This is a genomic window from uncultured Pseudacidovorax sp., assembly GCF_913773995.1.
In the GTDB taxonomy this organism is placed as follows: Bacteria; Pseudomonadota; Gammaproteobacteria; order Burkholderiales; family Burkholderiaceae_C; genus Xenophilus.
Genome location: NZ_CAJYES010000034.1, coordinates 1 through 26,946 on the forward strand (window position 1 = coordinate 1; position 26,946 = coordinate 26,946).

Sequence of the window (26,946 nt, forward strand, 5' to 3'; positions counted from 1 at the left end):
AGCAAGTCCATCGGCCTGCGCGACGGCAAGCTGTGGCAGTCGGTGGCGGCGCAGATCCCGGGCTACCTGGACGGCGACGGCCTGGCCAGCTACTTCCCGCCGCAGGGCGGCGACGCCAACCGCGGCAGCGACATCCTGACCAGCTACCTGCTGGCCGCGACCAACGAAGCGGCGGGCCTGGACCCCGCCTTCGCGCTGCCCGACGCCATGCGCACGCCGATGGAGAACGGCCTGATCGCCTTCGTCGAAGGCCGCATCCAGCGCGACTTCTGGAGCCCGCGCAAGGACCTGGACGTGCGCAAGCTGGCCGCGCTGGAGGCGCTGTCGCGCTACGGCCGCGCCACCGGCGCCATGACCGGCAGCCTGACCATCGCGCCCAACCAGTGGCCCACCAGCGCGGTGATCGACTGGATCAACGTGCTGCGCCGCGTGAAGGACGTGCCCCAGCGCGATCAGCGCCTGCGCGAGGCCGACCAGGTGCTGCGCGCCCGCCTGTCCTACCAGGGCACCAAGCTGATCTTCAGCACCGAGCAGGACGACTACTGGTGGTGGCTGATGGCGGGCGGCGACGTCAACACCGCGCGCCTGCTGCTCACCGTGATGGACGATCCGGCGTGGAAGGACGACCTGGGCCGCATCGCCGCCGGCTTCATCGGCCGCCAGCAGCGCGGCGCGTGGAACACCACCACGGCCAACCTGTGGGGCGGCCTGGCGCTGGAGAAGTTCAGCCGCGCCTTCGAGAGCGCACCCGTGACGGGCGTGACCGGCGCCACCCTGGGCGACGCCAACGCCCAGGTGGACTGGGCCCGCGTCGAGCGCGTGAAGGCCAGCGACCCGAGCGGCGCGCCGCACCAGGCCAGCGCCATCGGCGCCCCGGCCGCCGCCGGGATGCTGCGCAACAACACCATGAACCTGCCCTGGCCGGCCGGCGAAGGCCGCGGCACACTGCTGGTCACCCAGCAGGGCAGCGGACGGCCATGGCTCACGGTGCAGTCGATGGCCGCCGTGCCGCTGAAGGCGCCGGTGTCCGCGGGCTACACGCTCAAGAAGACTGTCACGCCAGTCGAGCAGGCCGCCGCCGGCCGCTACAGCCGCGGCGACGTGCTGCGTGTGGCGCTGGAGGTGAACGCCAGCACCGACATGACCTGGGTGGTGATCAGCGACCCGATCCCGGGCGGCGCCACCATCCTGGGCAGCGGGCTGGGCCGCGATTCGCAGATCGCGACGCAGGGCGAGAAATCGGCCTCCGGCCGTGCCGCGCCGGCCTTCGAGGAACGCAGCTTCGAGGCCTTCCGCAGCTACTACGAGTACCTGCCCAAGGGCGTGGTGAAGATGGAATACACCGTGCGCCTGAACAACGCCGGCGACTTCGCGCTGCCGCCCAGCCGCGTCGAGGCCATGTACGCGCCGGAGATGTACGGCATGGTGCCGAATGCGCGGATGAAGGTGGAGGTAAAGCAGTGACGATCGAGCTGGAACGCGACCAGCGCCAGGAGGCCGTGGCCTCCATCGAGCGCTACTTCGCCGAGAACATGGAAGAGCGCATCGGCAACATCGCCGCGGGCGCCCTGCTCAACTTCTTCCTGGAGGAGATCGGCCCGCTGGTCTACAACCAGGCAGTGGCGGAAGTGCAGGAGCGCCTGGGCCGGCGCGTGGCCGAGATCGACCTGGAGGTGCACGAGGACCCCTTCACCTACTGGCAGAAGCAGGGCAAGCCCAAGCGCAAGTAGGCGAAGAACAAGGGAAAACGGGCGCGCTGGGATAATCCGCGCCCACCATGTCGCTCCTGCCCCACCAGCTCGAACTACTCTCCCCTGCCCGCGACGCCGACATCGGCATCGAGGCCATCAACCACGGCGCGGATGCCGTCTACATCGGCGGCCCGGCCTTCGGCGCACGGGCCGGCGCAGGCAACGACATGAAGGGGCTCGAGCGGCTGATCCGCCATGCGCACCGCTTCGGCAGCCGCATCTTCATCACCCTCAACACCATCCTGCGCGATGACGAGCTCGAAGCCGCGCGCCGCATGGCCTGGCAGGTGTACGAGGCCGGGGCCGATGCGCTGATCATCCAGGACATGGGCCTGCTGGAGCTGGACCTGCCGCCCATCCAGCTGCACGCCAGCACGCAGACCGACATCCGCACGCCCGAGAAGGCGCGCTTTCTGCAGGACGCCGGCCTGTCGCAGATCGTGCTGGCGCGCGAGCTGACGGTGCAGCAGATCGCGGCCGTGCGTGCCGCCACCGACCCCAGCCGCTGCACCATCGAGTTCTTCATCCACGGTGCGCTGTGCGTGGCCTACAGCGGCCAGTGCTACATCAGCCATGCCCACACCGGCCGCAGTGCCAACCGCGGCGACTGCTCGCAGGCCTGCCGCCTGCCCTACCAGGTGATCGACGACGCGGGCCGCTTCGTGGCGCACGACAAGCATGTGCTGTCGATGAAGGACAACAACCAGTCCGACAACCTGCGCGTGCTGATCGACGCCGGCGTGCGCAGCTTCAAGATCGAAGGCCGCTACAAGGACATGGCCTACGTCAAGAACATCACGGCCCACTACCGCCGGCTGCTGGACGAGATCGTCGAGGAGCGCGAAGGCGGCGCCGCGCCGCTGGCCCGCGCGTCGAGTGGCAGCACCCGCTTCTTCTTCACGCCCGACCCCGAGCAGAACTTCAACCGCGAGTTCACCGACTATTTCGTCAACGGCCGCCAGCAGGACATCGGCGCCTTCGACACGCCCAAGAACCCCGGCCGCGCCATCGGCTGGGTGACGCAGACGGGCCCCAACTGGTTCGAGCTGGAGACCGCCGACCACGCCGCCGTGCTGCACAACGGCGACGGCCTGTGCTACTACGACCTGCAGCGGGAGCTGGTGGGCGTGGCCATCAACCGCGCCGAGGCGGTGGGCAAGGCGGGCGCGGGCAAGTGGCGAGTGTTCCCCAAGGACCCGATGGAAGGCTTCAAGGACCTGCGCCGCGGCACCGAACTCAACCGCAACCGCGACATGGACTGGGTGCGCATGCTGGACAAGAAGTCGAGCGAGCGCCGCATCGGCCTGTGGGCCCACCTGGCCGAGACGCCGAAGGGCTTTGCGCTCACGCTGACCGACGAAGACGGCTTCGTCGGCGCGGCCGACCTCGCGCTTCCGCATGAGGCGGCCAGCGATGCCGCCAAAGCCGAGGCCAGCCTGCGCGAGCAACTGGGCCGCTTCGGCAACACCGTGTTCGAGTTGATCGACCTGCAACTGGTGCTGTCGCAGCCGTGGTTCGTGCCGGCCTCGCAGCTCAATGCGCTGCGGCGTGAGGCGGTGGAGGCGCTGGAGTCGGCGCGGGCCGCGGGCTTCCAGCGCCTGCCGCGTGCCCAGCCGGTAGAGCCGCCCGCGCCCTATCCCGAAGATTCGCTGAGCTACCTGGCCAACGTCTTCAACCAGAAGGCCCACGACTTCTACGCCCGCCACGGCGTGAAGGTGATAGCCGCCGCCTACGAGAGCCAGGAAGAGGAAGGCGAGGTGAGCCTGATGATCACCAAGCACTGCGTGCGCTTCTCGCTGAGCCTGTGCCCCAAGCAGGCCAAGGGCGTGATCGGCGTCAAGGGCACCATCAAGGCCGAGCCGCTGCACCTGGTCAACGGCAAGGAGAAGCTCACGCTGCGCTTCGACTGCAAGCCCTGCGAGATGCACGTGGTGGGCCGCATGAAGCGCTCCGTGCTGCAGCAGCAGCGCAAGGAAATGGAGGCGGTGCCGATGCAGTTCTATCGCACGCGGCCGGTGGCCTGAGGCGCACCCGGTGGCGGTGGCGGTCGCCGCGCGGCCTGCGACACGCTCAAAGCCGCTGTGCGGGGATGCCCATCGGCGGCACGAGCGGTCGTCGCGCGCCTTTGCTGGGCGTCGGCAGCTCCGGCGGCAAGGCATCGATGGCCTCATCGCTCATGGCCTGACGGGCGTGGGCAGCCGCCCACTCCTTCTCGCGTGCCGCGTGGGCCGCCTGGGCAGGCTCGCCGCCACCGGCCAAGCGCGGCGCCACGCCTGGCCCTGCTGTCGGCGGCCACACCGGCGCGGCGGGTGCGAGCGGCGCCACGGGCGGCAGCGGCGGCGCCGCGCTCCAGCCATAGGCCGCGAGCGCGGCACGCAGGTACTCGCGCAATTCGGCCGACTGTCGCGCTTCACGTTCGGCCTGCTGGCGGCTGTGGAACTCCAGTTCGACCTGGATGGCCTGCTGCACGCTCTGGGGCAAGCGCTGCTGCTCCTGCCGCAAGGTGGCGAACTGCGGCGCGAGCCGGGCCTCCAGCACGTGCGCGGCGGCGGCGCAGAGTCGTCGCCAGCCGAGCGCCAGCACTACCGACGCGCCCAGAGCGCCACCCAGTCCCAGCAGGGCCAGCGCCCCGGCGATGACCATCCACTCGTCCGTGCTCGGGTTCATGCGCGACCTCCTTGCGACTCCTCGTCTGCAGCTTCCCAACGGCGCAACAGGTCCAGCGGCACCCAGTCGGCCACCTCGCTGAAGCGCCGGCCGACCATGCGCTCGCCCAGGCGCAGCAGGGCCGGGACCGGGCTGCTGGGCTCGTGCAGCTCGAACCATTCGCGCGACTGTCGGATCGCCTCGAGTGCGTCCTCGCGCGTCACCGGCCGGGGGACGGCCACGGCACCCAGCACCAGGCGCTGTGCGGCCACCGGGTCCGGAGCCGCGGTCATGGGGGACGCTGCAGCCGTCGATGCCGCCACTGCGTCGAGGTCCTCGGCCGAAGGCACGAAAAGCTCCAGCAGCCGCAGCAACGGCTGCAGGTCGGGGGCCAGGTCGCCAAGCTGACTGCGCACCCAGACGGCCACCGCCTGGGCATGGCGACAGGCCGCCGAGAGCTGGTGCACGGGCGCCTCCGGGTCGCCTTGCGCTGTCCGGCGCAGCGCCGCGAGCTGCCGACGCACGGACTCCGGCGACCGGGCACCGTCCGGTCGCGGCATCGCGAAAGCGCGCTCCACGTCGCGAACGCTCAGGGCCACGCCGGCACCGCTGTCGACCGTGATGTCGCGGATGTCGGCGAGCAGCCCCTGCGGATCGGCCAGTGCCGCCAGGGCATTGGCACGCACCGCCGGCTCGTTCTCACCGTCGATGAGGGTTTGCGGATGGATGTCCTCGGGCCAGGCGCGCAGCGCATGCACGAGCATCTCCAGCCCCTGCAGCAGTCCGGCGGCCTGACCCAGGCGGGCGCGCGCCCGGGTGAGGCAGATGAGCAGGTGCAGGTCCTTGGTGCGCAGAAGCAGGCGTCGGCAGTCACGCTCGACCTCGGCCCAGTTCGGGCCTTCAGGCGCATCGACGAAGCCGCCGTACTGCGCTTCGCCGCGCGGCTGCAGACGCGTCCACAGCATGGCGTACTCGGGGTCGTACTCCAGGTTCGGGCCGCAAGGCTCGGTATCGCTGACAGGCAGCAGCCAGTCGGCGGAGGCAATGACCGTCTGGCGCGAAGCGACCGGCGGCGGATGGGAGGGTGTGGCGTTGTTCATGCGGGGTGTGACAGCGAAGGGATCGGGATTCAATGGTTGATTTGCGCGTGCGCCAGTTGCATGTCGTCGAACTGGCTGCCGGTGAAGTCCACCTGCTGCCCGTGCAGGTGCTGGGCGGTGATGGCCGTGCCCTTGCACGACAGCAGCGCGACTTGCTGCCATTGGCCATGGTCGAAATTCAGGCCGCGCCAGGTGCAGTCGATGAAACGGCAATCCAGGAAGAAGCAATGCGCCAGCATCGCGCTGTTGAAAGTGCAGCCAGCGAAGGTGCAGCCAGTGATCTGGATGCGCTGCATGTCGCAGTCGGAAAACACACAACCGGCGAAGGTGCAGCCCGACCATTGCGCGTCCTGGAAGGTGGTCGCCGAGAAGCTGCTGCCGCCGAAGTTGCTGCCCGTGAAGCTGATCAGGTTCAGGTCCAGCCCGGCGTAGCTGTTGCCGTCGTTCTCGCCAGCCACGCCCGCCGGCGCGCCGCCCTGGCCCTTGCGCCATTTGTCGTGTTCGATGATGAGGGGCTGGGCTGCCATGGTCAGATCACGTAGGGTCGGGGGTTCAAGGTCTTGCGGTAGTCGTCGTTCACCGGCCACAGGCTGCAGACGACGGCGCCGGTGGGGTCGCGCTCGCACTAGCTAAGGCGGTCATGCGCTGATCGCCAAACAGCTTGGTGGGTCGGAGCGGCCGCAGCAGGCCGAGCGGGCGCGGCGACGTTCCGCATGTGCGTCGGCATGTACGCCTCCGGCTCGAACACCATGCCCACGGAATAGTGGTCAATGCGTGGACCTGCCGACGCCGACGGGACATCGGTGCTTTCGTCGGCACGACCCAGCCAGGTGGTCCATCCGAGCCGTTGCTGGTCGTCGAGCCGTGCCGGCGGCGCGCTGTCGCTGCGGATGCGCAACTCGACCTCCCACTCGAATTCGTAGCCGATGAAGGCGCGGACCCACTCGACGAGCTGGGGCAAATCCTTGCCCCGGGGCGTGAAGCGCAGGTAGCGGTCGAGGGGCAGCGGGCCGATGACGATGCGGAACTTGTTCTGACGGTCGGGCACGACCTCGCCCGCAATCGCGCCTACGCCGAGCGCACCCGACTCGCGGGCCTGACCCAGTTGGGTCTGATCCTCGACGTCGATGCGGATCCAGTGCATGGCGAATTCGTGCACCTCCACCGGCACGGCGAAGAAGCGCGACAGCGTGCCGGCCAGTCCGTCGGGATGCCGCGCGTCATGGCTCAAATGCGAGGACGCAGCGAGACGCGCATGCGAGGGCAGCACCGAATCGCTGATCTCGCCCGGCTCATGACCGCTGAGACGCGCTACGTAGCGGCTGAAGCTTTCATCGTCGGCCCGGTCCAGCCCCGCAGCCGCCTGGGCCTGGGCCCAGGCGCGGTACAGATGCGTGAGGTAGCGATGATGGAACAGGTCCAGGAAGTCCTGCAGCGTCGTGTCGCCATGGTTCTCCCTGCGCTCGCGGACCATTTCCGTGAAGTGCAGGGGCAAGGGGCCGTTGGGGCCGAGCAGTCCCAGACCATAGACACGGATTCGCGGCCGTTCCGGCCCGGGCCCGGACACCTGCGCTGTCTCAGGCGCCGTCTCCGGCGCTGGTTGTAGCGGTGGCGCTGCAACCCCGACGGCGCGCCCTGGCTCCTCCTCGGAGAACACGATCTCGGCAATTTCGCGCGGCGCGAAGGTCAGTGCCGCCGCTTGGCCGAGGCGGAAGGCTTCCTGCTGCGGGCGCCCCGCTCGGCCAACGGGCGGCAGGTGTGCATGCGCTGCAGCGAGGCGCCGCATCAGTGCGACGAAGCCGAATTTCCACGGCGTGTCGCGGGCGCGCCGCAATACCGTGTCGAGCGGCCGAGGCGAGACGTCGGACGCGCGGTCCATGCTCAGACCACCCCCCGTCCGCCCATGCGCACCGGCCAGCGCGCCACCTGCCCCCGCTGCATCGACTCCAGCGTCGTCTGGGTGAACACGTTGATGCTGACGTGGCGTGCGATGTAGTGCTCGAGCACCAGACCGAAGAGATAGGGACTGCCGCCCGAGAAGCCTTCCTCGTCGACGCTCAAGGTGCAATGCACGCCGCGCCCGTAGATCAGCGGACCGCTGCCGGGCAACCGCCGGGTCACCGGCTCGATTCGCGAACCCACCAGGCTCCGGATCTGCCGCAGTTGCACCTCGTCGTCCGCGGCCACGAACAGACGGAGCATCTCGCGCAATGCCTGCGCCCCCTCCCGATGCGGCATGTCGGCCAGCGGCAGGTGGTTGAAGCCCAGTTGCCGGATCAGCCGCCAGGCGATCTCGCGCTGAGCGAACGGCGACTTGGGCCGACTGGGCGCGCGGATCAGTCCGACGGCGCGCACGGGAATCGAGTCGGCCACCGCCAGGTCCGACTGACCGTTGCGCGGTACCAGGCAGGGCAGATCGCGGTTGGTGAGCAGCGCCGTCACCGAGAGATAGCGCAGGCTGTCGGCGTACGGCGCCTCGTGCTGGTCGACAAGCGAAAGAAAGACTTCCGTGCCGACGTAGGCCGTGCGCGTGCCGTACTTGCGTGATGTGTCGGACGCCAGGCGCTGCTCGCGTCGGACCGAGAAATAGCGACCGTGGTTGCCCTCGTCCTGGTTGAGCGTCTGGTAGAGCGGACGGAAGTCCATCGCTGCCGTGGTGCGCGCCTGCTGGCCTGCGATGGCACGCACCGCATACACCTCGAAATCCAGTGGGCGCGAGCGGTCGGGCACCAGGTGGAATTCGGTCTGGGCCGGGTTGAGTTCGATACGGTCGGTGCGCCGCTCGAACAGGTTGACCACCGGCGTGCAGTACAGGGCGAACTGGTGCCGGTCGACCAGCGCACTCAATTGGCCAGGCGCCTTACCCAGCAGCACCAGCACCTCCGCCTCGGGCCCTTCCACCCGGTGCAAGCCGGGCGCCAGCTGGGTCAGGGTGAAGAAGTAGAAGCGCTGTGGACACGAAAAATACTCGTGCACCAGGTTGTGGCCGTGGAAGCTGTTCCAGGCCAGTGGCAACAGACCCTGTGCAGGACCGAGCCCCTCGTGCGCCAAAGCACCGGCGGTCACCACATGCGGCCGCCGACCGATCTGGCCCGGCGTGCCGGTGAAGGTCGCCACGGCCGAGGTGTGCAGCAGTTCGAACAGATGCGATGCCACTTGGTCGTCGCCGCGCAGGTAGATTGGCAGCCGGTCCAGGCTCACGAGTTCACCGACGCGCTGCCCGTTGGCCGTACGCAGACGCAGCCGCAAGGCACCGGCCACCTGAACGTTGGGCGGCAGGTAACGTTCCAGACCGGGGATGTCCGGCGGTGCCCCGGTCAGCCGGGCGTCGACGAGTTCAAGTGGCCACAGCGTCACATCCTGGCTGGAACGGAACTCGCACGGTGTCTCCTCGCCCGGCGGCACGCCCGCGTGGAAAGCCGTGCCGCGCGGCACGATGAAGCCATGCCTGAAGTCACCCTCCTTGACGCTGGGATGCAACTGGGCCACCGCCATCGACGGCGTGGGCGCGAGATAGTTGGGATACAGCACTTCCAGCAGGCGCTGGGTGAAGCGGGGGAACTCCGCGTCCAGCTTGAGCTGCATGCGCGCGGACATGAAGCTGAAGGCCTCGATCAACCGCTCCACGTAAGGGTCGGCCACCTCGATGCCCTGCATGCCGAGCCGCCGCGCGATCTTGGGATGGGCCGCGGCGAACTCGCCCGCCATCTCGCGCATGTAGACGAGTTCCTGGTTGTAGTAGTCGAGCAGGTGGGGATCCATGGGACTTCGCAGTGGTGGCGAGGGAAAGGACGGCAGGGCAGCCGGACAGCCGCGCTCAGCGTCCGTTGCGCGGCGAGCCGCCTTGCAGGCGGGCGACGCTCATGCGGTGGGTTTCGAGATCGACTGAGCTTTGGACGGTGAACTCCAGCGGATAGGGCTGCAGATCGATCATGGCGCGGATCTCGAAGAGCAAGACGTTGTAGTCGTCCTTCGCGCCCTCGCGCACCAGCGGCCGCACCATCACCGTGTCCGGGATGAGTCGCGGCTCGTACTGCGCGATGGCGCGGCGGATGACGAGTTCGATCTGCTCCCAGCGGTGCGCCGACAGATGGCTGCCGGCCAATGCCGGCACGCCGTAGTTGAGCGTGGACCGGGCCGCGTCCGGAAAGCGCTCGCGGTCGATCAGGTCGTCGGCACTCGTGGTGTTGAGCAGGCAGGCCAGGTCGCGCTGGAGGATGTTGCGCATCTGCGTGGCCGTGGCGGTGTAGCTGCCCGGAAGCTCGTCCTGGCGCGCCGGCGCATCGTCCCGCAGACGGTCGAACAGCGTCGGGAGCAATTGGCCATTGGCGCGTGGCGGCATGACGCCCGCGGCCCGCGGGACGCGGACACCTGGATGCGGACTGCGGGCAGCCGGCGCCGACTTCGCCTCCGCAGCCTGCGGGCGACGAACCGAGGTCTGCAAGGCGTCCGGTGCTTTGGGCAATGGCGTCTCGCTCATTCTGCGGCCCCGGGCTCGTCGGCCGTATCGACCGGTCGCGACCGACGGTCCAGCGGTGCCAGGTACATGTGGCTATCGGGCGCCAGTTCGTGGTGCTCCTGCTGCGTGAGACCGGGCACCGCCACCCGGACAGATTGGGACAGCTCGGGCGCGAACAGGCGCAGCACATCGTCGACCGGAGGTTCGTCGAACACGGTCGAGCGGCCCAGGGGATCGAAGTCCTCGATCACACGGTCGATCTTTTCGCGGGGCTGCAGGATGTCGCGCAGCAGGGCATAGGGCTGCGCGGCCTCGCTGAGCTGGTCCAGGGATGGCGCGGGCTCCGTGCCAGGCGCGTGGAGGCCCTCCCAGTCGGCGCGCCCCAGGAGTTGGGACGGATCGCGCACCACGCGCACGAATTCCTCGTGCAGATCGTGCAGCAGGCCTGAGGCGACTGGGATCGATGCGGTGGGCACGCCCTGCCCCGACAGGCCGTGCAGCGCACGTGCTGGCGCTGCGGGCCTGGCCGGAACCGGCGCGGCGCCGAGCCACCGGGCCAAGGGATCATCCGGCACAGGTGCGCTGGCGCCATCGATGCTCAGCACCTGGAAGGGGTCGTCGATGGCGCTTGCGGCACCCCCAACTTCCGACGGTGGCACTGCCAGAGCGCGCAGGTCGAATTCGGCGTCTGCAGCCTCGGTCCACATCGCCGCGCCGTCGGCGGCCACGGCGGACGCTGCCTCGTCGGCATGAGTGCCGACCCGCACCCCTGCTTTGCCCGGGCCGGGGCGCTCGTGCAGTTGCACCACGAAGCGGTGCAGCCCCACTTCCATCTCGCACTGGTGCGTCAGCACAACCGATGCGCCGGGCGGTACACGCGCGCCATCGATCGCACACGCCAGCAACGGACTGTCGTTGATCAGCGTCCAGGCCCCACGATCCGGCGTCCAGCCGATGCGGCAGAGATTGGCGGCCTGCCAGTCGGGACGGTCAAGGGCTTCGCCGACCTGCCGCAACGCATCGCCAAGGGCGAGTCCTTCGTCACCGACGATGAGCCGTCCATCGCGCGGCGCGCCGCGGCTGTGGGTGAGTCGCAGGTGGCACGACGAAGACGGGCTCGCTGACGCAGGGGCAGCCCAGGACGGATCGATGCGATTCATGAGACTGCGCTCCAGAGTTGCTGCAGCCCGTCGGCTGCGTTCACGTAGCCCCCACGGGCGTCCTGCTGCCAGAACGCGGCCGCAGGCCGCGGCCCGACCAGCCTTTGCGGCCAGTCGACCCACGGAAAGCACCGCACGCCCTGCAGACTCGACGCCACGCCGTCCACCGGCGCTACCCCCGCCCGTGCGTCCAGGAAGCATTCGGCCTCGTGCTCGAAGATGGCATCCTGCGACAGCCTGGATGAGGTCTCGCCCGGTTCGCCACGCGGCAAGGGGCGAGGGGTTGCCTGCGCCAGATCGTGGAGCTGCCAGAGGCCCTGCACCCATGCCTGCAAGGACTGGATGTCGGCCGGCGCCGCGCGCTGCCCATGCAGCGCCACCGCGCGCGCCAGCCAGAAAAGCCAATCGCGCGACCGCGGCGGCGTGAAGTGGCGAATCACCCATGCGGCCCGCGCCAGTTGGTAGACCAGCAAGGGATGGCGCCGGCCGACCCGGTCGACCGACGGTGCGATGACACCCAGTACGAAGCGCCGCGTTGCGAAGGGCAGCGCGCCCGGTGGAAGCAGGAAGGCCACGGGCACGCCGCCGCGCATGCCCGTCGGCTTGCCGGCATCGCCCGACGGCGCCTTCACATCCGCCAGCCAGTGCGTCCAGCCATCGCTTTCGCCGTGCCGCACGCGGCTACGGACAAAGTCGGCATGGGCGGGCAACTTGCCCCAGATGGCGGGTTCCGTGACCGAGCCAAGCCCCATCAGACGGGTGAGCATGACCGACCTCAACCCACACGTCCGGGGCAGCGAAAGCCCTTGAGCAAGTCGCTGCTGAGCGGATTCGGCTGGCTGCCGGTGCCGATGTCGATCACGGCCTTGCGGCCATCCAAGCCGAATTCCACCGCCAGACGCCCCGGCGTGGCGGTCTGCACGATCTGGCCTTTTTCGAGCAGCCGGAACAACGCCCATGGCCCCTGGCGCAGCAGTGTGGACGTGCCCGCCGAAATCCGCGGATTGGCCGTGATCTCGGCCACCGCGCCGCCGCGTGGGCCAGGCCAGGCAATGGCCGTCGGCTGGATGGGGCCGTGCACGTACCGCAGACCTTGGCCATCGATGTCGAGGACCAGGTCGGTGATGGTGGGATCGAGCTCGATCACCCGCAGGTCCATCTTCCACGACAGGCGCTTGCCGCCGGCATCACGGAAGAACACCTCACGGATCTGCTGGGCCCGGTAGAAGGTGTCGAGCGGCGGGCCGCCCTGAGCGAAGAGCTTGAGCAGTTCGCCCAGCATCGTGGGGCCGGTGGTGGCCGGTGCCGGCGCCACGCCACCCGCCACGGCCTCCGCGCCGACCATGGCGTTGCCGACCGAGGGATTCTTGTAGCGCCAGGGCCGGACGCTGGTGTCGACGAAGGGCGACAGGTACTTGGTGAAGAACTCGTCCGCCGCACCGCCGGCGGCGAACACGGCGGTGAAGTCGTCGATCGAGGCATCCTGGTCGACCGCGGCGAGGGGAAAGCGGCCTTCCACGCCGCGCTTGCAGGGCTCGCTGACCTGCATGGCCATCAGCCCCATGATGCGGTCGAACTGCTGCTGGGCCTGCTTGCGCAGGATGCTGGTGGCGCCCTGCGTCACCTTGTCGGCGCCACTGGCAGCCAGCGCAGTCAGCACCTCGCGAAAGGGCGCTGGCAGCTTGCCGGCCTCCAGCTTCAGGCGCGCGCCGAGCTCGGCACCTGCAGGCGGCAGGCTGCCGGCGCTCAAGGCCGTATCGGCGATGACCAGGGCGGTGTAGTACTCGTTGAGCAGACCCGAGATGCTCTCCAGGCCCGCCTTGCCGGTGCTGCCCGGCGCATCGCCCACCAGCGCCAGATCGGGCTGGCCCGTGACCACCTCGCGCAGCGCAGCAAAGCGGTCGTCCACCAGTTGACGCTCCAGGCGCTCCTCGGGCCGGATACCGAGGCTCTTGCCGAGTTCGCGGCTTTGCTTGTCCAAGGCGTCGCTGGCCTTGTCCAGTAGGCTCTTGTCCTCCTGCGCTCGCGCTTTCAGGGGCCGAGAGAGCGTGGTCTCGCGAGCGGCGGCCCGCGCCAGGCGGATCAGCGGCGAATCGGGCGCCGACAGCTGGCGCAGCACGCTGAGGTCGAAGCCCAGGCTGCTGTTGGCAGGGTCGCCGCTGCTGACAACACGCACCGAGTCCAGAAAGCCGCTCCAGTACTGCGCGTATTCGTTCAGGTACTGCCGACGCACGTCTTCGATTAGCGGGTCGCGGCCAGTTGCACCCACGACGGACTCAGGCACCAGAGTTTTTTTTTGAGCCGTCGCGCCTGCGCTGCCGCGACCCATGACCCAGGCATCGTCCTGCACGGCCCTCTGCACGAACTCGGCCAGTCGACGGTCGAACAGGGCGTGGTAGCCGTCATAGGTGAAGAGCCCCGGCACGCCCTGCTCCAGCGGCTTGCCATCGGCACGGGCCAGGGCGGTGCCGACCTGCGGCCCCACGGCGCGCACGAGCGTGAAGTCCTGCGGCGCCTCGGGCAGCATGGCCGCCTTGGCCCGTTCGTAGATGCGCTGGCTGGAGGTGTTGGCGTTGAGAAAGTTCTGGACGTCCCGCACCAGTCCTTCCTTCGGCAGTGTGGCCGACTGCACAAGGCGGTCGCCGGAGAAGAGCGCCTCCACATGACCGATCATCGACGCGCGGCCACCGAAGGATGCGGCGCTGTCCGCCGTCTCCCAGTCCTTGAGCACCCAGTTGCGCACGTCCCTGGCGCCGCCATCCATGTAGCGCGCTGGATCGTGCAGGAGCTTGTACGCCCGCAAAGCGTCATAGGTGGCCTTGGCGTCATTGCTCTTGACGCTCTGCACCATGACGGCTTCCATGCGCTGCAGGATCGCGGGCAGCAGGAGGTGGTCCTGCAGCTTGGCGTAGGTCTGGCCCGCGGCGCTGCGCAGCGGCGGTGCCGCATACAGCCCATAGCGATAACTCCCGGGAGGCTCGTCGAGGTCCAGCCCGGGATAGCCGGGCAGCTCGCGGGCGGCATTGAGCATGTCCGGTACGGCGGCGGGCTTGAAGTTGGTCAGCAGCGCCCGCGCCTTGCCCGCCAGCTCGTCGGTGCGCTGCCCCAGGCCTGCCAGGTACTGCCGGTTGTTGCCGAAACTCAGCATCAGCGCGCCGACGAGCCAGAGGCCGACGACGATGGCCAGGGCATGGCCGAGCAGGCGCAGCAGCCGGAATCGAAACTCCCATCGCAGGTTGGGTCGCACCAAGTGCGACTCCGCGATGATGACCTTGGTCATCAGGTCCTGGAGGAAGAAGCCTTGCCGGCCCCGGTCGGGCGCCGTGTCGATCCGTGTGATGGCGTCCGGGGCGGCGGGCGAAGCAGCCGCAGGCGCGGGGGCCGCCTCATTCGCCGTTTGCCCATCGGGTGCGCCGGGCATCGACGTGCTTGCCACGGTATCGGACGTGGGCGCGGCCGCCGCCGCCGCGCCCGGCGTGGCCGGCGTGGCCGCTCCCTCCTCGACGGTGGCGAGCGCCTGCAAGTCGCGCTGGGCCACGGCCGCGCTGGTGGCTGCGCGGGGACCGCCGCCGGATCGACCCGCCTCCGTCAAACTGCGCCAGAGGCGCTGCAGCAGCGTGTCGGGATCGGCCGGCAGCACGGCGCTCGATTGGGCACCGCTGGTGAAATAGACGCCCCTGAGCGTGTTCTGCGACTGCGTGTGATCGAAGCGGGAGTCCAGGAACACGTCATCCAGCACCTGGACCAGTGGCACGGTCAGTCCTGCGAATTCACCGGGCAGCGCGAAGAGCTTGCGCCGCCGGTCGGTGTCGAACTCCTCGCTCAGCCGCACCCGCAGCCCTTCGGACAGGCGACTTGCCAGCAGGCCCAGTTCCGTCCCCAGTTGCGCGCGAAGGGCCTGCCGACGCGCCGCCATGTCCGAAACACGCCCTGACCTCATGCCCTGGAAGGGCAGCGTGAAGCCCCAGACCTGCGTGCGCCCCTCGCTCGTCAGCGACTGGAAATACTCGTGGAAGCCCGCCAGCAGGTCCATCTTGGTGACCAGCACATAAACCGGGAATCGAATGCCCAACTCCTCGCGCAACTCGGCCAGGCGCTCGCGCACCTGACCCGCATGCTCGCTGCGCTCGGCCTCGGTCATCTGCAGCAGGTCGGTCACGTCCAGCGTGACGATGGCGCCGTTGATCGGCGCCCGCGTGCGATGCTTGCGCAGCAGGCCGAGAAAGCCATGCCATTCGGCCGAGTCCGCACTCGCGTTGCTGTCCTGGGTGGTGTAGCGCCCGGCCGTGTCGATGAGCACCGCCTCGTTGGTGAGCCACCAATCGCAATGCACGGTGCCGGCCGGCGACTGCATCGCCACGCTGCGCGGTCCGTTGCCTGTGTGCCGCGCCAGCGGGAACTGCAGCCCGGCGTTGAGGATGGCGGTCGTCTTGCCCGCGCCGGGGCTGCCGATGATCATGTACCAGGGAAGTTCGTACAGATAGCGCTTGCCTTCGAACAGGCGCCGCAGCCAGCCGCCGCGCATGCGCAACCCGCGCAGCTGCGTGATCGCCCGCTGGACGATGGTCGAGACCGTGCGAAGCTCCTGCCTGGCGACGTCTTCCTCCTCCGTCTTCTTGCCGAAGGCCAGGACCTTGTCGAGCATCCTCGGGTCGGTCTGCAGCAGCCGCCAGAAGACATAGAGCCAGTACATGGCGCAGGCCGCCACGAGGACGGCGATGACTGCCACACGGACACCGACGGACGCCAGCGGCCGCGCCGCGCCCAGCGACAGCATCGGCCCGGCGTGCCACACCAGCAGGCACAGCGCGGCGACGGCGACGAGGCTGAGCGGGCCCGACACCAGCCACAGGATGGCCGTGACCAGCATCAGCACGATCAGGCCCACGCGTACGCCCACGGCGGCCAGCGGCCGCAGACCATCCACGGCGATCAGCGGACCGAGAAACCAGACGACCAGCGCCAGCAGCACCAGGGCCATGAACGCCAGCATCTGGCGCGAGAAGAGAAAACCCAGAATCTGTTTGAGGTATTGCATGCGAACGAGCTCCCTGAATCCGCGCATCAGCGCCGCGTCGATCCGCTATCGGCGGTCTGCGGTGGCGATGAAGCCCCCGCCTGCGACGGCCTGGCGTCGCCGCTCGCTGCGTTGCCGGAGGCCGGCTCGGCCGACACCTCGCCCTGGGTCACGACGATGTCGACCCGGCGGTTGCGCGCCCGGCCTGCGGCCGTGGCGTTGTCGGCCACCGGCGCGGTGTCGCCCCTGCCGCGGATCTGCAGGCGAGCGGGCTGGACGCCGCGCGCCTGCAGCACCGCCGCCACCGCCGCGGCGCGCTTCTCGCTGAGGATCTGGTTGCTGGGGAATTCCGAGGTGCGGATGGGCTGGTTGTCCGAATGACCGACCACCTGCACCGTGCCGGTGACTTGGTTGATCTCCGCCGCCACCTTGCCGAGCACGGCCAGCACCCTGGCGTTCACCTGCGCCTGTCCGGGGACGAACATGTCGTCGCCCTTGAAGGTGACCGTGCTGTGACGCCCGTCCTCCTCCACGCTCACGGTGCCGCGAGCGATCTCGGGGGCCAGCAGCTCCTTCAGCCGCAGGGGCCTGCCCGGCGCGGGTTTGGCAGGCACGGCCTCGGGTGAAGCCGCGGCGCGCAGCCGACCGATGTCGACGATGCGGGCCTCGACGTCCTCGCTGGTCTGCAGGAGCTGGTACTTGTACCAAGCGAACAGACCCGCCACGCCCAGGACCACCAGCGACACCGACACCCACACCGGCACGCTGCGCAACAGGCGGAACTTGCCTGGACGCTCGCCTCGCCAGTGCGGCGACAGCTCATGCGGCACATCGCCGCGCTCTGCGGCCAGCAGCGTGAGCAGGCGGTGTCGGATGGTCTCGAGCTGGCGGCGTCCGTTGGTCGCGTTGCTGTAGCGGCCCTCGAAGCCCAGGCCCAGGACCTGGTGGAGCAGCTCGAGCAGGTCGATGTGCTCCTGCGGGCTGGCGGCGAGGCGGCCGATGAGGAGGAAGACCTTGTCGCCGCCCCTCGAGTCCTCATGGAATGTGGATGCCAGCGACTTAGCGGCCCAGAGACCCGCGGGACCGCTTTGCTCGGGAACACGGCCCTCTGGCGCGCCACCCCAGACGGTGCTGTTGGCCGCCTCATCGATGGCCGTGCACAGCACATAGCTCGCTGCCACTACGCGCTCATGCCGAATCTGCACCTCGTTGCACAGCACCTGGAAGCGTCGTACTTCGTGCTCCAGCAAGCCCCTGAACGCGACAACGCCCTCCGGGGGCAGGTCCGAGGGCATTCCCGCCAGAACACGCAACAGAGGCTGCGCGGCCTCCAGCAGCGGGTTGCGAGCCGCCTTGATCGCTGCCAGCCGAGCCTCCAAAGGAGATTCGGGCGACAGCTTCACTGCACGCGGCTGAACGGTCTCCGTCGGGCCAACAATCTCCGGCTTTTTCAAGCCCACGACTTCATCGAAAGAGGCGGCATCAAGAACAGCACTCATAAAAAGATCTTCACTGGGAGAGAAAAGTGGAAATAAATGTCGGGACCCCGCCGAAAGCCAATGGACAAAGCAACATGCTCAACTCTTGTCGAATACGCGCCGATAGCGCATATGGCCGCCCGGCTCGCGCCGGGTCTTGTCGGTCAACCCCCACACGACGACACCTGTCCCCAGGTCCTCCATTCCCAGCAGCGCCCAACGGTCCGCGTCGGAGATCTCGGGAAACTCCCCGGGGTGAGCCTTCTGGAAGTCGTGGATACGCTGCTCCAGCTCGGACAAGGACAGCGTCGCAGCCTTCTCGATCTGGTCGGGCGTCAATGGGGCATGGCCCTGGCGCACCAGGGTCTCCAGATTGCGCTTGGCGTCGTCGTACTTACGGGCAATCTGCTTGATCTTCTCGGTACGGTCGGCCTCGGTCACCGGGCCGGCCATGTAGAACGACGCGTGCGAGTCGTGCGCCATCTCGTCGAAGAAGCGGTCCACCGTCTTGGGGACACCGGCGTCCCTGCGGCAGAGCAGGTCCGCACGCACCTTGACAAAGTCGCGCTGAGCGGGCGACAGCGGGAGCTTCACCGGCCCAGGGCGCACCTGCCGCTCCAGAGAGAGGTACTCCGCCGCGAGCGCCTTGAACACGTCGGACGTGAAGTCCCTCTCGGACTCCCACATGTCGATCTGGTCCTGCCGCCTGGCGCGGGCATAGCTGGGCAGCTTGTCCACCTCGCCCAGGTGCTGCAGCCGCCAGCGCCAGTAGATCTGCATGTGGGCATGCAGCTGCTCCTCGACGCTGCCACCGATGCCACTGGCATGGCTGCGGTAGTCGACCAGCCCCCGTACTTCGAGTTGTCGCCCGATGACCGGATCGATCTGCCCATCGCGGGCCCGCGCTGTGAGATCGGTGCAGTAACGCTCCAGCGCAGAGCCGCTCTTGGGGGCGGACTCCGCCGTGGACATAGCTGCAACCGCATGGGGCTCGGCATTGGCGCCGTCGTGCGGTCCCTCCCGTCCCTCCGGCGACGCGCTGATGATCGTGGGAAGATCCTTGGCCAGGCGCTCCACATCGATGCGCGCGAAGGCAGGCACGATGCGCAGCAGACGCGTACGGCGCTCTTCGGATTGAAGAAGTGCGGCGAGCAGCCAGGCGCTGCGGATACGGTCGCGACCGAACTCCACGCTCGCGACCAACCAAGCGCACTCCACGGCATCGCTCAGGTGGTACGAGAGATCGGAGAGCGAAGTGGCACCCTTGGGCAACGAAGACAGTGCGCCGGCCAAGCCTTCATCCACTTCTTCGGGCTTGATGCCGAAATGACGTGCGATGCGATGCACGTCGCTGTCGGGGAGTTGCCAGAGCTGGTGCAGCCAATGCGCGAGCTCGACATAGGGATTGCCGCGCAAACGCGCAAATGCAGCAGCCGACTCGACGGCACGGAACAGGGTGGTGTTCAGCTTGCCGAAGAGCGCCTTCCTGGAGACGGCCATCGTCTTCTCCCGTTCAACGCGGAGAACGGAGCTGGCGGACCAGATGCAGACTGCGTGGAGGGTGGATGCGGTGGCGTGGCAGCGTCGGTGATGGATCGACGATCAAGCCTTCCTGGCCATGGCTGCGCCCGCGGCGCAAGCTTGCGCTTGACGTACTCATTGAGGTCCTCCCTGCTTTCGAATTCATCCACCTCGCTCGCGGGTGGTTGCTTCGATTTAAGCCCAGAAGTGGTCCGGAGACTGGACCGGGCGAAAGCAATGCAGGGAGTTCGTGAAGTAGTCCACCGCGCAGATTGGTGTTGCCGCCACCCTGAGGCGCGCGTGGAATACCAAGGTATTCAATGAAGTTCTCGCAGGACCCGACGCAACGTCGATCCCGGAGAATTGAATCCGCAGACGGACAAAAGAAAACGCCGCGGGACCGTGAAGTCCCGCGACGTTATCGAGCCAGCAGTCGGCTCAGTACTTCAGCGTCGCACTCTCGCGCAGTTCTTCGGCGGTCGCCGTGCCAAAGCCGAAGAACTCCAAATACGCCGGAATCATCTCGAACAGCATGTCCGTGCCTACCTGCACCTGGCAGCCGCGCGCCATGGCGGCCTTGAGCAGCGGCGTGTACTCGGTCTTCATCACGACCTCGCCGACGAAGGTGGTCGGTGCGATGCGCTCCACGTCGAAGGGCAGCGGGTCGCTTTCCTTCATGCCCAGCGGCGTGGCATTGACGACCACGTCGTAGCCCGCTGGGTCCTTCGAGCCGGTGCTCACGGTCAGTTGCGGATAGTGCGCCCGCAGCCGCTCGGCCAGGCCTTCCACCGAGACCGTGTTCAGGTCGAAGAGCGACAGGTGCGCCGCACCCGCTGCCGCGATGGAGGCGGCGATGGCGCAGCCCACGCCACCCGCGCCCGAGACCAGCACGCGCGCGCCGCGAAAGCTACGGCCCTTGCGCTCCACGCCGCGCACGAAGCCGGCGCCGTCGAACTGATCGCCAAGCAGCGTGCCGTCGTCGCGCAGCAGCACGGCGTTGCAGGCACCGGCGATGCGGGCGGTGGGCGTGGTCTCGTGCACCAGCGACATGGTGGTCACCTTGTGGGGCATGGTGACCAGCGCGCCGCGGATGTTGCTCATCCTGAAAAGAAGGGGCAGGAAGGCCACATAGTCCTCGGGCTTCACGCCCATCGGCACCACCACCGCGTCGATGCCCTTCTTGTCGAACCAGGGGTTGTAGATCATCGGAGCCTTGAAGCTCTCGGTGGGGTAGCCGATGTGGGCGATGAGGGTGGTCTTGCCGGAGATCATGGAAGCAGTTTTGAGGGGCGGAAGAACGCGAAAAGCGATCAGCCCTGGCGGCCCCGTGGCGCCTGGACGATCTCGGCCTGGAGTTCGGCCGGGTAGATGATCTGCCGCAGAAAGCCGGCGTCCTCGCGCACGAGGGCCGCGGCCTGCGGCAGGTCGAAGTAATCGAAGTAATGCGCCATCTGCTGGATCAGCATCTCGAAGCCGGGCTGGGCCTGGAGGCCGCGCGCTCGCGCGGCGCGCACCAGTGGCGTGGGCTGGCCGCGCAGCAGGATGTCGAAGACGGCCGCGTGCGGCGCCAGGCGCGCAACATCGCAAGGCAGGAGTTCTTCGCCCTTGAGGCCGACCTGTGTGGCATTGATGACCAGGTCGTAGCCCGACGGATCGGCCGACGTCGCGGCGACCACCTCGGCATCGAAGGCAGCGTCGATACGGGCCGCGGTGCCCGCCGCCTTGCCGGCCGCCGGGTCATAGAAGGCGATGTGGCGCGCGCCATCGTCGCCTCCGCCTTCGGCCAGCGAAACACCGATGGCGGCGGCGCTGACGCCCGCACCCAGGATCAGCACGCGCTGCCCGCGGAAGGGAATGCCGAACCAGTCCAGCGCACCGACGATGCCTTCGCCATCGAACAGGTCGCCTTCGAGCTCGCCACTCTTCGTGCGCCGCACGATGTTGACCGAGCCCGCCACGCGCGCGAACAGGCCGCAGCCGTCGAGCAGGTCCACCGCCAGCGGCTTGTGCGGCGGTGCGATCAGCATGCCGCGGACGTTGTGGCCCAGGAAGCTGGCCTTGAGCCACACGGCAAAGTCGCGGGCGCGCACCTGCACCGGCACCATCACGGCATCGATGCTGCAGCGCTCGAAGACGGCGTTGAACATGCGCGGCAGGCGCACGTTGGTGACGGGATCGCCAGGGATGAGGTAAAGGTCGGTCTTGCCGGTGATGGAAGCCATCGGGTCGTTCACTCCAGGAGTCGGATGCGCGAATCGGATCGGTGTCGAGGCCGCAAGAACAACGGCCCGGACTGTAGACAGCAGGCTGCGCAGCCATCAGTCAGCCGCGCGTCGTGGCGTTCGATAATCGCCCATCACTGAACGATCAACGAACGTCTTAAGGGTTTGTACGTGGTCTCCCAGCGCCCCTCCTCCGCCCCTGTCTTCGAGCCACCGCACGAGGACGAAAGCCACGATTCTCCGCTCTGCGCCAGGGACCCGGCGCAGGACGATCGCGCGCCGGCCGGCCTGGACCGGCGCGACTGGATCGCCGGCCTCGAACGCGGCGTCGGCATCATCGAAGCCTTCGACGACGCCCATCCGCGCATGACCGCCAGCGAAGCCGGTCAGCGCACCGGCCTCACGCGCACGGCGGCCCGTCGTTACCTGCTGACGCTGCAGCACATGGGCTATGTGGCCAGCGACGGCAAGCTGTTCTGGCTCACGCCGCGCGTGCTGCGGCTCGGCCAGTCGTACCTCGATTCGGCGCGACTGCCGCGCCTGGCACAGCCCTTCCTTCAGCGTGTGGCCGTGGGCACCCACGAGACGGCCTACCTCAGCGTGCTGGACGGCGACGACGTGGTCTACATCGCCCGCAACGGTCCGCAGCGGCAGATGAGCACCGGCTACGTGCTGGGCGCACGCGTGCCCGCACAGGTGACGGCCGCCGGGCTGCTCATGCTGGCCCTGCTGCCCGAGGCCGCTGCGGCGGCCTGGTGGGCCGCGCGAAAGCTGCAGGTCTTCACCTCCTTCACGCTGGCCGACCCTGCCGACCTGCGGCGCGAGATGGCTCGCATCAAAGCCGAGGACTGGGCGCTGTCCGAGCAGCAGCTGGACCTGAATTCGCGCGGCATCGCCGTGCCGCTACGCGACCGGCGTGGCGATGTGCATGGCGCCTTGAACATCACCATGCCCATGGGCCAGGAAAGTACCGAGGCTGCCGTCGCCCGCGTGCTGCCGGTGCTGCGCGAGGCCGCGCAGGCGATGCGCAATCTGATCTGAGCCTCAGAGGCCGACGGCCAGGCCGCTCAGCAGAAGGCCGGTTCCCCAGACCGCCGGCATGCGCCACGACGTGGCCCGTGCTTCCACCCGTTCATGCAGCGTGCGCGCCGCGCCGACCGAGAGCACGAAAGCCGCGACCAGCGCGCCGAGCGCCTGCCACGGCGCCACTTGCTCCAGATTGATCTGCGCCGAAGCGCTCACAAGCAGCAAGACAGGGAAATGGATGAGGAACAGCGCATAGGACCACGCCCCCATGCGCTGAAGCGGCGACCACACCGGCACGGCGAGCCAGCCACGAGGCTGCGCCAGAACGAGCAACAGGCTGGCGATCAAGGCGATGGCGACGCGGCTGCGCCAGTCGATCCACAACGCGGTGCCGCCAAGCAGAGCCAGGACCAGCAATGCCGCGACGCGCCCGCGTCGCGCTCGCAGCCGCCCCGCCCAGAAGGCCAGCATTCCGAGGCCATAGCTGCCGAAGAAGTAGAGGCCGGTCTCGTCCAGCACGCTGTGGCGGTTGAAAATCACCAGCGAGGCAGACGTCAGCCCCGCCACCATGAGCACCGTCAGCGCACGGGCCACCTTGACGTCGAGCCCGCCCTGCCGCCGCCACAAGGCTGCCACCCAGAACAGCAGGAGCGCCAGCCCATACAGCTGGAAGTCGACCGCCACGTACCACACGCCGGCGGACAGCGCGGGCTGGTTCAGCAGGTCCTGCAACAGCAGCGCATGGGCCACCATCTGGACGAACGAGGGCTGTCCCGGTACGTCGTCGCCCGGCAGCGCCGGACGCACCAGGGCTTCCACGAGCACACAGGCCACCAGGGCCGCCAGATAGGGCGAAGCCAGCCGCACGTAGCGCTGAAAGAGCCGCAGGCCGGGATGACCCACGCGCAGCTCGCCATCGGGCGCAAGGCTGGCCGCGGTCAGAAAGCCACCCAGCACCAGGAAGACCTGGACCGCGAGCCGGCCATCGCGTGCCACCGCGTCGAACAACGCCGGCGCCAATGGCCAAGCCGCCGCGGGCAAAGGTCCGTAGCGGCTGAAGTGATGGGCCACGATCAGCAGGCAGGCCAGTGCCTTGAGCGCGTCGATCAGGGGCCAGCGCGGCGGCAGCGCGCGGCCGCCGACGGTGGGGTTCAAAGGGCCAGGCGACGGCGGGCTTCTTCGTACTCGCGCCGCAGCGTCGCGACGAAGTCGGCCGTGGGCTGCACCTTCTTGATCGCGCCGATGCCCTGACCCGAGCCCCAGATGTCCTTCCAGGCCTTGGCCTTGCTGCCCTCGCCCGACGCGAAGTTCATCGTCTTGACGTCGCCCTCGGGCAGGTTGGCCGGGTCCATGCCCGCCGCCACGATGCTGGGCGCCAGGTAATTGCCATGCACGCCGGTGAACAGGCTGGAGTAGACGATGTCGTCGGAGTTGCTGTCGACGATGGCCTGCTTGTAGGCGTCGCTCGCGCGGGCTTCGTCGGTGGCGATGAAGGCACTGCCGATGTAGGCGAAGTCGGCGCCCATGGCCTGCGCGGCCAGCACGGCACCGCCGGTGGCGATGGAGCCCGACAGGGCGACGGGGCCGTCGAACCACTCGCGGATCTCCTGGATCAGCGCGAACGGGCTCTTCACGCCCGCATGGCCGCCGGCACCGGCCGCAACGGCGATCAGGCCGTCGGCGCCCTTCTCGATCGCCTTCTTCGCGAAGGTGTTGTTGATCACGTCGTGCAGCGTCACGCCGCCATAGCTGTGCACGGCCTCGTTGACATCGGTGCGCGCACCCAGGGACGTGATGATGATCGGCACCTTGTACTTCACCACCAGCTCCATGTCGTGTTCGAGCCGGTCGTTGCTCTTGTGGACGATCTGGTTGATGGCGAAGGGCGCGGCCGGCTTGTCGGGGTTGGCCTTGTTGTAGGCCGCCAGCTCTTCGGTGATCTCGGCCAGCCATTCGTCCAGCTGTGCCGCAGGACGCGCATTGAGGGCGGGCATCGAGCCGACGACGCCGGCCTTGCATTGGGCGATCACCAGCTTGGGGTTGCTGATGATGAACAGGGGCGAGCCGATGATGGGCAGCGGCAGGTGGGCAAGCGCGCCGGGCAGTCTGGACATGGGAAAGTCTCCTCTCGTGTGAATCGATGGTTCGGGCGAAGTTATAGGGGCCGGCTGCCGCGCCCGCCGTCCGATGGGCGACAGGCGGGCATGGCCGGCGGCGGCCTCAAAAGGCCTCGAGCGGCAGGGCCGTGACGCTGGCCGCGCCCCCGACGATGGCATCGCGCGTGGCGCCGGCCTTCACAAGGATGTGCTCGGCATAGAAGCGCGCCGTGGCCACCTTGGCCTGCATGAAGGCCGCGTCCTGTGCCTGGGCCTCGGGCGTGATCGCCACCAGCAGCGACCGCGCCAGCTGCCAGCCGGCCACCAGATTGCCGGCCAGCATCAGGTAAGGCACGCTGCCCGCGTACACAGCGTTCGGGTCGCCCTTGGCCTGGCCGGCGATGAAGTCCACCACGTCCAGGTAGGCCTCGCGGGCCGCCTTGAGGCGCTGCGCCACGGCCTTCGCGTCGTCGCCGGCGCTGGCCAGCAGCTCGGCCTCGGTCTTCTCCACCTGCGCCGCGATGGCGCGCGCGGCCTGGCCGCCGTCGCGGGCCGTCTTGCGGCCCACCAGGTCGTTGGCCTGGATGGCGGTCGTGCCTTCGTAGATGGTCAGGATCTTGGCGTCGCGGTAGTACTGGGCGGCGCCCGTCTCCTCGATGAAGCCCATGCCGCCGTGCACCTGAACGCCCAGGCTGGTCACCTCCAGGCTCATCTCGGTGCTGTAGCCCTTGACCAGCGGCACCAGGAACTCATAGAAGGCCTGGTTCTGCTTGCGCACCTCGGCCTCTTCATGATGATGGGCGGCGTCGTAGGCCGCGGCGGCCACGGTGGCCATGGCGCGGCAGCCTTCGGTGTAGGCGCGCATGGTCATCAGCATGCGCCGCACGTCGGGGTGATGGATGATCGGCGCGCTCTTCGTCATCGAACCGTCGACCGGCCGGCTCTGCACACGCTCGCGCGCATAGGCCACTGCGTGCTGGTAGGCCCGCTCGGCCACCGCGATGCCCTGCACGCCCACGGCATAGCGGGCGGCGTTCATCATGATGAACATGTATTCGAGGCCGCGGTTCTCCTCGCCCACGAGATAGCCGATGGCGCCGCCGTGGTCGCCGTACTGCAGCACGGCCGTGGGGCTGGCCTTGATGCCCAGCTTGTGCTCGATGCTGACGCAGTGCACGTCGTTGCGGGCGCCCAGCGAGCCATCGTCATTGACCATGAACTTGGGCACCACGAACAGGCTGATGCCCTTGACGCCCTCCGGCGCGCCGCTCACGCGGGCCAGCACCAGGTGCACGATGTTCGGCGCCATGTCGTGCTCGCCGTAGGTGATGTAGATCTTGGTGCCGAAGACCTTGTAGCTGCCGTCGGGCTGCGGCTCGGCGCGGCTGCGCACCAGGGCGAGGTCGCTGCCGGCTTGGGGCTCGGTGAGGTTCATGGTGCCTGTCCATTCGCCGCTCACCAGCTTCTCAAGGTACGTCGCCTTGAGTTGGTCGGAGCCAGCCGTGAGCAGTGCCTCGATAGCACCATCGGTCAGCAGCGGACACAGCGCGAAGCTGAGGTTGGCGCTGTTGACCATCTCGCCGCAGGCCGCGCCGATGGTCTTGGGCAGGCCCTGGCCGCCAAAGTCGACCGGATGCTGCAGGCCCTGCCAGCCGCCTTCGGCGTACTGGCGGAAGGCGTCCTTGAAGCCGGGCGTGGTGCGCACCGCGCCGTCCTTGAAGGACGAAGGGTCGCGGTCACCCGCCACGTTCAGCGGCGCGATGACGTCCTGCGTCAGCTTGGCGCATTCCTCCAGCACGGCGGCGGCGGTGTCCAGGCCGGCATCTTCGAAGCCGGGCAGCTTGGCGATCTCGTCGATTTGCGCCAGATGCTGGATGTCGAACAGCATGTCCTTGATGGGCGCGGTGTAGCTCATGGTGTCTCCTCGAAGGGCAATGGCGGATGGAAGCGTCGGCCGAGCAGTCGGACGACGAAGCTGCACGCGGCGCCGGTAGGCCCGCGGCGAAGAAAAAAGGGCATCGCGAACGATGCCCTTGCGTCAGTGCGCTGGTGCGGGCCCGGGCCTCAGAGCGCCTTCACCAGCTCCGGCACGGCCGTGAACAGGTCGGCTTCGAGGCCGTAGTCGGCCACGCTGAAGATCGGCGCTTCCGGGTCCTTGTTGATCGCCACGATCACCTTGGAGTCCTTCATGCCGGCCAAGTGCTGGATGGCGCCCGAGATGCCGGCGGCCACGTACAGCTGCGGCGCGACGATCTTGCCCGTCTGGCCCACCTGCAGGTCGTTTGGCGCGTAGCCCGCGTCCACCGCGGCGCGGCTGGCGCCGATGGCGGCGCCCAGCTTGTCCGCCAGCGGTGTCATCACTTCCTGGAACTTCTCGCTGCTGCCCAGTGCGCGGCCACCCGAGACGATGATCTTGGCGGCCGTCAGTTCGGGACGGTCGCTCTTGCTCACCTCGCGGCCCACGAAGGCG

20 protein-coding genes and 1 pseudogene are annotated in these 26,946 nt (G+C 68.5%); 4 read left to right on the forward strand and 17 right to left on the reverse strand.

Annotated elements, in window-relative coordinates; all coding sequences use genetic code 11:
- From QZ772_RS03370 to QZ772_RS03380, 3 genes and pseudogenes are all read left to right on the forward strand, one after another.
- Window positions 1-1,464 (forward strand): annotated as a pseudogene (locus tag QZ772_RS03370) (alpha-2-macroglobulin); the annotation flags it as partial.
- Window positions 1,461-1,730, forward strand: a complete 270-nt coding sequence (locus QZ772_RS03375; protein WP_295523016.1) for a DUF2164 domain-containing protein — start codon at window positions 1,461-1,463, stop codon at window positions 1,728-1,730. The pseudogene QZ772_RS03370 and the gene QZ772_RS03375, both read left to right, overlap by 4 nt.
- Before the next feature lie 47 nt (window positions 1,731-1,777).
- Window positions 1,778-3,775, forward strand: coding sequence for a U32 family peptidase (locus QZ772_RS03380; RefSeq protein WP_295523018.1), 1,998 nt, complete (start codon window positions 1,778-1,780; stop codon window positions 3,773-3,775).
- 46 nt (window positions 3,776-3,821) lie between these two features.
- Here QZ772_RS03380 and QZ772_RS03385 read toward each other — a convergent pair whose 3' ends face one another.
- The 13 genes from QZ772_RS03385 to QZ772_RS03445 all read right to left on the reverse strand — a co-directional run bounded on the left by QZ772_RS03385 (window position 3,822) and on the right by QZ772_RS03445 (window position 21,354).
- On the reverse strand, window positions 3,822-4,418 hold the full coding sequence (locus QZ772_RS03385; RefSeq protein ID WP_295523020.1) for a hypothetical protein: 597 nt from the start codon (window positions 4,416-4,418) through the stop codon (window positions 3,822-3,824).
- Window positions 4,415-5,497, reverse strand: coding sequence for a type VI secretion system ImpA family N-terminal domain-containing protein (locus QZ772_RS03390; protein WP_295523022.1), 1,083 nt, complete (start codon window positions 5,495-5,497; stop codon window positions 4,415-4,417). The genes QZ772_RS03385 and QZ772_RS03390 overlap by 4 nt, the downstream gene beginning before the upstream one ends.
- 29 nt (window positions 5,498-5,526) lie before the next feature.
- Window positions 5,527-6,024 (reverse strand): pentapeptide repeat-containing protein, encoded by a 498-nt coding sequence (locus QZ772_RS03395; RefSeq protein WP_295523024.1) that lies wholly within the window; start codon window positions 6,022-6,024, stop codon window positions 5,527-5,529.
- A 98-nt stretch (window positions 6,025-6,122) separates the two neighbouring features.
- A complete protein-coding gene (tssG, locus tag QZ772_RS03400; RefSeq protein WP_295523026.1) occupies window positions 6,123-7,376 on the reverse strand; it encodes a type VI secretion system baseplate subunit TssG in 1,254 nt (417 codons plus the stop codon).
- Window positions 7,377-7,378: 2 nt separating this feature from the next.
- Window positions 7,379-9,259: a type VI secretion system baseplate subunit TssF gene (tssF, locus tag QZ772_RS03405; protein WP_295523028.1), complete on the reverse strand. Its 1,881-nt coding sequence runs from the start codon at window positions 9,257-9,259 to the stop codon at window positions 7,379-7,381.
- A gap of 55 nt (window positions 9,260-9,314) precedes the next feature.
- Window positions 9,315-9,839, reverse strand: a complete 525-nt coding sequence (gene tssE / locus QZ772_RS03410; protein ID WP_295523030.1) for a type VI secretion system baseplate subunit TssE — start codon at window positions 9,837-9,839, stop codon at window positions 9,315-9,317.
- A 134-nt stretch (window positions 9,840-9,973) separates the two neighbouring features.
- Complete coding sequence (locus QZ772_RS03415) at window positions 9,974-11,116, reverse strand: TagK domain-containing protein (RefSeq protein WP_295523032.1); 1,143 nt, start codon at window positions 11,114-11,116, stop codon at window positions 9,974-9,976.
- On the reverse strand, window positions 11,113-11,883 hold the full coding sequence (gene tagF, locus QZ772_RS03420; RefSeq protein ID WP_295523034.1) for a type VI secretion system-associated protein TagF: 771 nt from the start codon (window positions 11,881-11,883) through the stop codon (window positions 11,113-11,115). Before tagF ends, QZ772_RS03415 begins: the two co-directional genes overlap by 4 nt.
- A gap of 8 nt (window positions 11,884-11,891) precedes the next feature.
- Complete coding sequence (gene tssM / locus QZ772_RS03425) at window positions 11,892-16,154, reverse strand: type VI secretion system membrane subunit TssM (RefSeq protein ID WP_295523036.1); 4,263 nt, start codon at window positions 16,152-16,154, stop codon at window positions 11,892-11,894.
- Window positions 16,155-16,180: 26 nt separating this feature from the next.
- Window positions 16,181-17,587: a type VI secretion system protein TssL, long form gene (tssL, locus tag QZ772_RS03430; protein ID WP_295523038.1), complete on the reverse strand. Its 1,407-nt coding sequence runs from the start codon at window positions 17,585-17,587 to the stop codon at window positions 16,181-16,183.
- A gap of 123 nt (window positions 17,588-17,710) precedes the next feature.
- Complete coding sequence (locus tag QZ772_RS03435) at window positions 17,711-19,111, reverse strand: hypothetical protein (RefSeq protein ID WP_295523040.1); 1,401 nt, start codon at window positions 19,109-19,111, stop codon at window positions 17,711-17,713.
- A 459-nt stretch (window positions 19,112-19,570) separates the two neighbouring features.
- Complete coding sequence (locus QZ772_RS03440) at window positions 19,571-20,404, reverse strand: ThiF family adenylyltransferase (protein WP_295523042.1); 834 nt, start codon at window positions 20,402-20,404, stop codon at window positions 19,571-19,573.
- A gap of 38 nt (window positions 20,405-20,442) precedes the next feature.
- On the reverse strand, window positions 20,443-21,354 hold the full coding sequence (locus QZ772_RS03445) for a shikimate dehydrogenase (RefSeq protein ID WP_295523045.1): 912 nt from the start codon (window positions 21,352-21,354) through the stop codon (window positions 20,443-20,445).
- A 288-nt stretch (window positions 21,355-21,642) separates the two neighbouring features.
- Here QZ772_RS03445 and QZ772_RS03450 point away from each other — a divergent pair, with 288 nt between their 5' ends.
- Entirely contained in the window at window positions 21,643-22,395 is a 753-nt protein-coding gene (locus QZ772_RS03450; RefSeq protein ID WP_295523054.1) for an IclR family transcriptional regulator C-terminal domain-containing protein, read from the forward strand.
- Window positions 22,396-22,398: 3 nt separating this feature from the next.
- On the opposite strand, the gene QZ772_RS03455 is transcribed toward QZ772_RS03450, so the two are convergent.
- The 4 genes from QZ772_RS03455 to QZ772_RS03470 all read right to left on the reverse strand — a co-directional run.
- On the reverse strand, window positions 22,399-23,535 hold the full coding sequence (locus QZ772_RS03455) for an acyltransferase (protein WP_295523047.1): 1,137 nt from the start codon (window positions 23,533-23,535) through the stop codon (window positions 22,399-22,401).
- Window positions 23,532-24,494 carry a nitronate monooxygenase family protein gene (locus QZ772_RS03460; RefSeq protein WP_017760954.1) on the reverse strand — a complete coding sequence of 321 codons (963 nt, stop codon included), beginning with the start codon at window positions 24,492-24,494 and terminating at the stop codon, window positions 23,532-23,534. The genes QZ772_RS03455 and QZ772_RS03460 overlap by 4 nt, the downstream gene beginning before the upstream one ends.
- A 106-nt stretch (window positions 24,495-24,600) precedes the next feature.
- Window positions 24,601-26,391: an acyl-CoA dehydrogenase gene (locus QZ772_RS03465; RefSeq protein ID WP_295523050.1), complete on the reverse strand. Its 1,791-nt coding sequence runs from the start codon at window positions 26,389-26,391 to the stop codon at window positions 24,601-24,603.
- Between the two features lie 149 nt (window positions 26,392-26,540).
- On the reverse strand, window positions 26,541-26,946 hold a 406-nt coding region (locus tag QZ772_RS03470; protein ID WP_295523052.1), incomplete at its 5' end, for an FAD-binding protein.

Coding starts and splice junctions, on each gene's coding strand:
- QZ772_RS03380 (WP_295523018.1), top strand. CDS start 1,778: ATGTCGCTCCTGCCCCACCAGCTCGAACTACTCTCCCCTGCCCGCGAC.
- QZ772_RS03385 (WP_295523020.1), bottom strand. CDS start 4,418: ATGAACCCGAGCACGGACGAGTGGATGGTCATCGCCGGGGCGCTGGCC.
- QZ772_RS03390 (WP_295523022.1), bottom strand. CDS start 5,497: ATGAACAACGCCACACCCTCCCATCCGCCGCCGGTCGCTTCGCGCCAG.
- QZ772_RS03395 (WP_295523024.1), bottom strand. CDS start 6,024: ATGGCAGCCCAGCCCCTCATCATCGAACACGACAAATGGCGCAAGGGC.
- tssG (WP_295523026.1), bottom strand. CDS start 7,376: ATGGACCGCGCGTCCGACGTCTCGCCTCGGCCGCTCGACACGGTATTG.
- tssF (WP_295523028.1), bottom strand. CDS start 9,259: ATGGATCCCCACCTGCTCGACTACTACAACCAGGAACTCGTCTACATG.
- tssE (WP_295523030.1), bottom strand. CDS start 9,839: ATGCCGCCACGCGCCAATGGCCAATTGCTCCCGACGCTGTTCGACCGT.
- QZ772_RS03415 (WP_295523032.1), bottom strand. CDS start 11,116: ATGAATCGCATCGATCCGTCCTGGGCTGCCCCTGCGTCAGCGAGCCCG.
- tagF (WP_295523034.1), bottom strand. CDS start 11,883: ATGCTCACCCGTCTGATGGGGCTTGGCTCGGTCACGGAACCCGCCATC.
- tssM (WP_295523036.1), bottom strand. CDS start 16,154: ATGCAATACCTCAAACAGATTCTGGGTTTTCTCTTCTCGCGCCAGATG.
- QZ772_RS03435 (WP_295523040.1), bottom strand. CDS start 19,111: ATGGCCGTCTCCAGGAAGGCGCTCTTCGGCAAGCTGAACACCACCCTG.
- QZ772_RS03440 (WP_295523042.1), bottom strand. CDS start 20,404: ATGATCTCCGGCAAGACCACCCTCATCGCCCACATCGGCTACCCCACC.
- QZ772_RS03445 (WP_295523045.1), bottom strand. CDS start 21,354: ATGGCTTCCATCACCGGCAAGACCGACCTTTACCTCATCCCTGGCGAT.
- QZ772_RS03460 (WP_017760954.1), bottom strand. CDS start 24,494: ATGTCCAGACTGCCCGGCGCGCTTGCCCACCTGCCGCTGCCCATCATC.
- QZ772_RS03465 (WP_295523050.1), bottom strand. CDS start 26,391: ATGAGCTACACCGCGCCCATCAAGGACATGCTGTTCGACATCCAGCAT.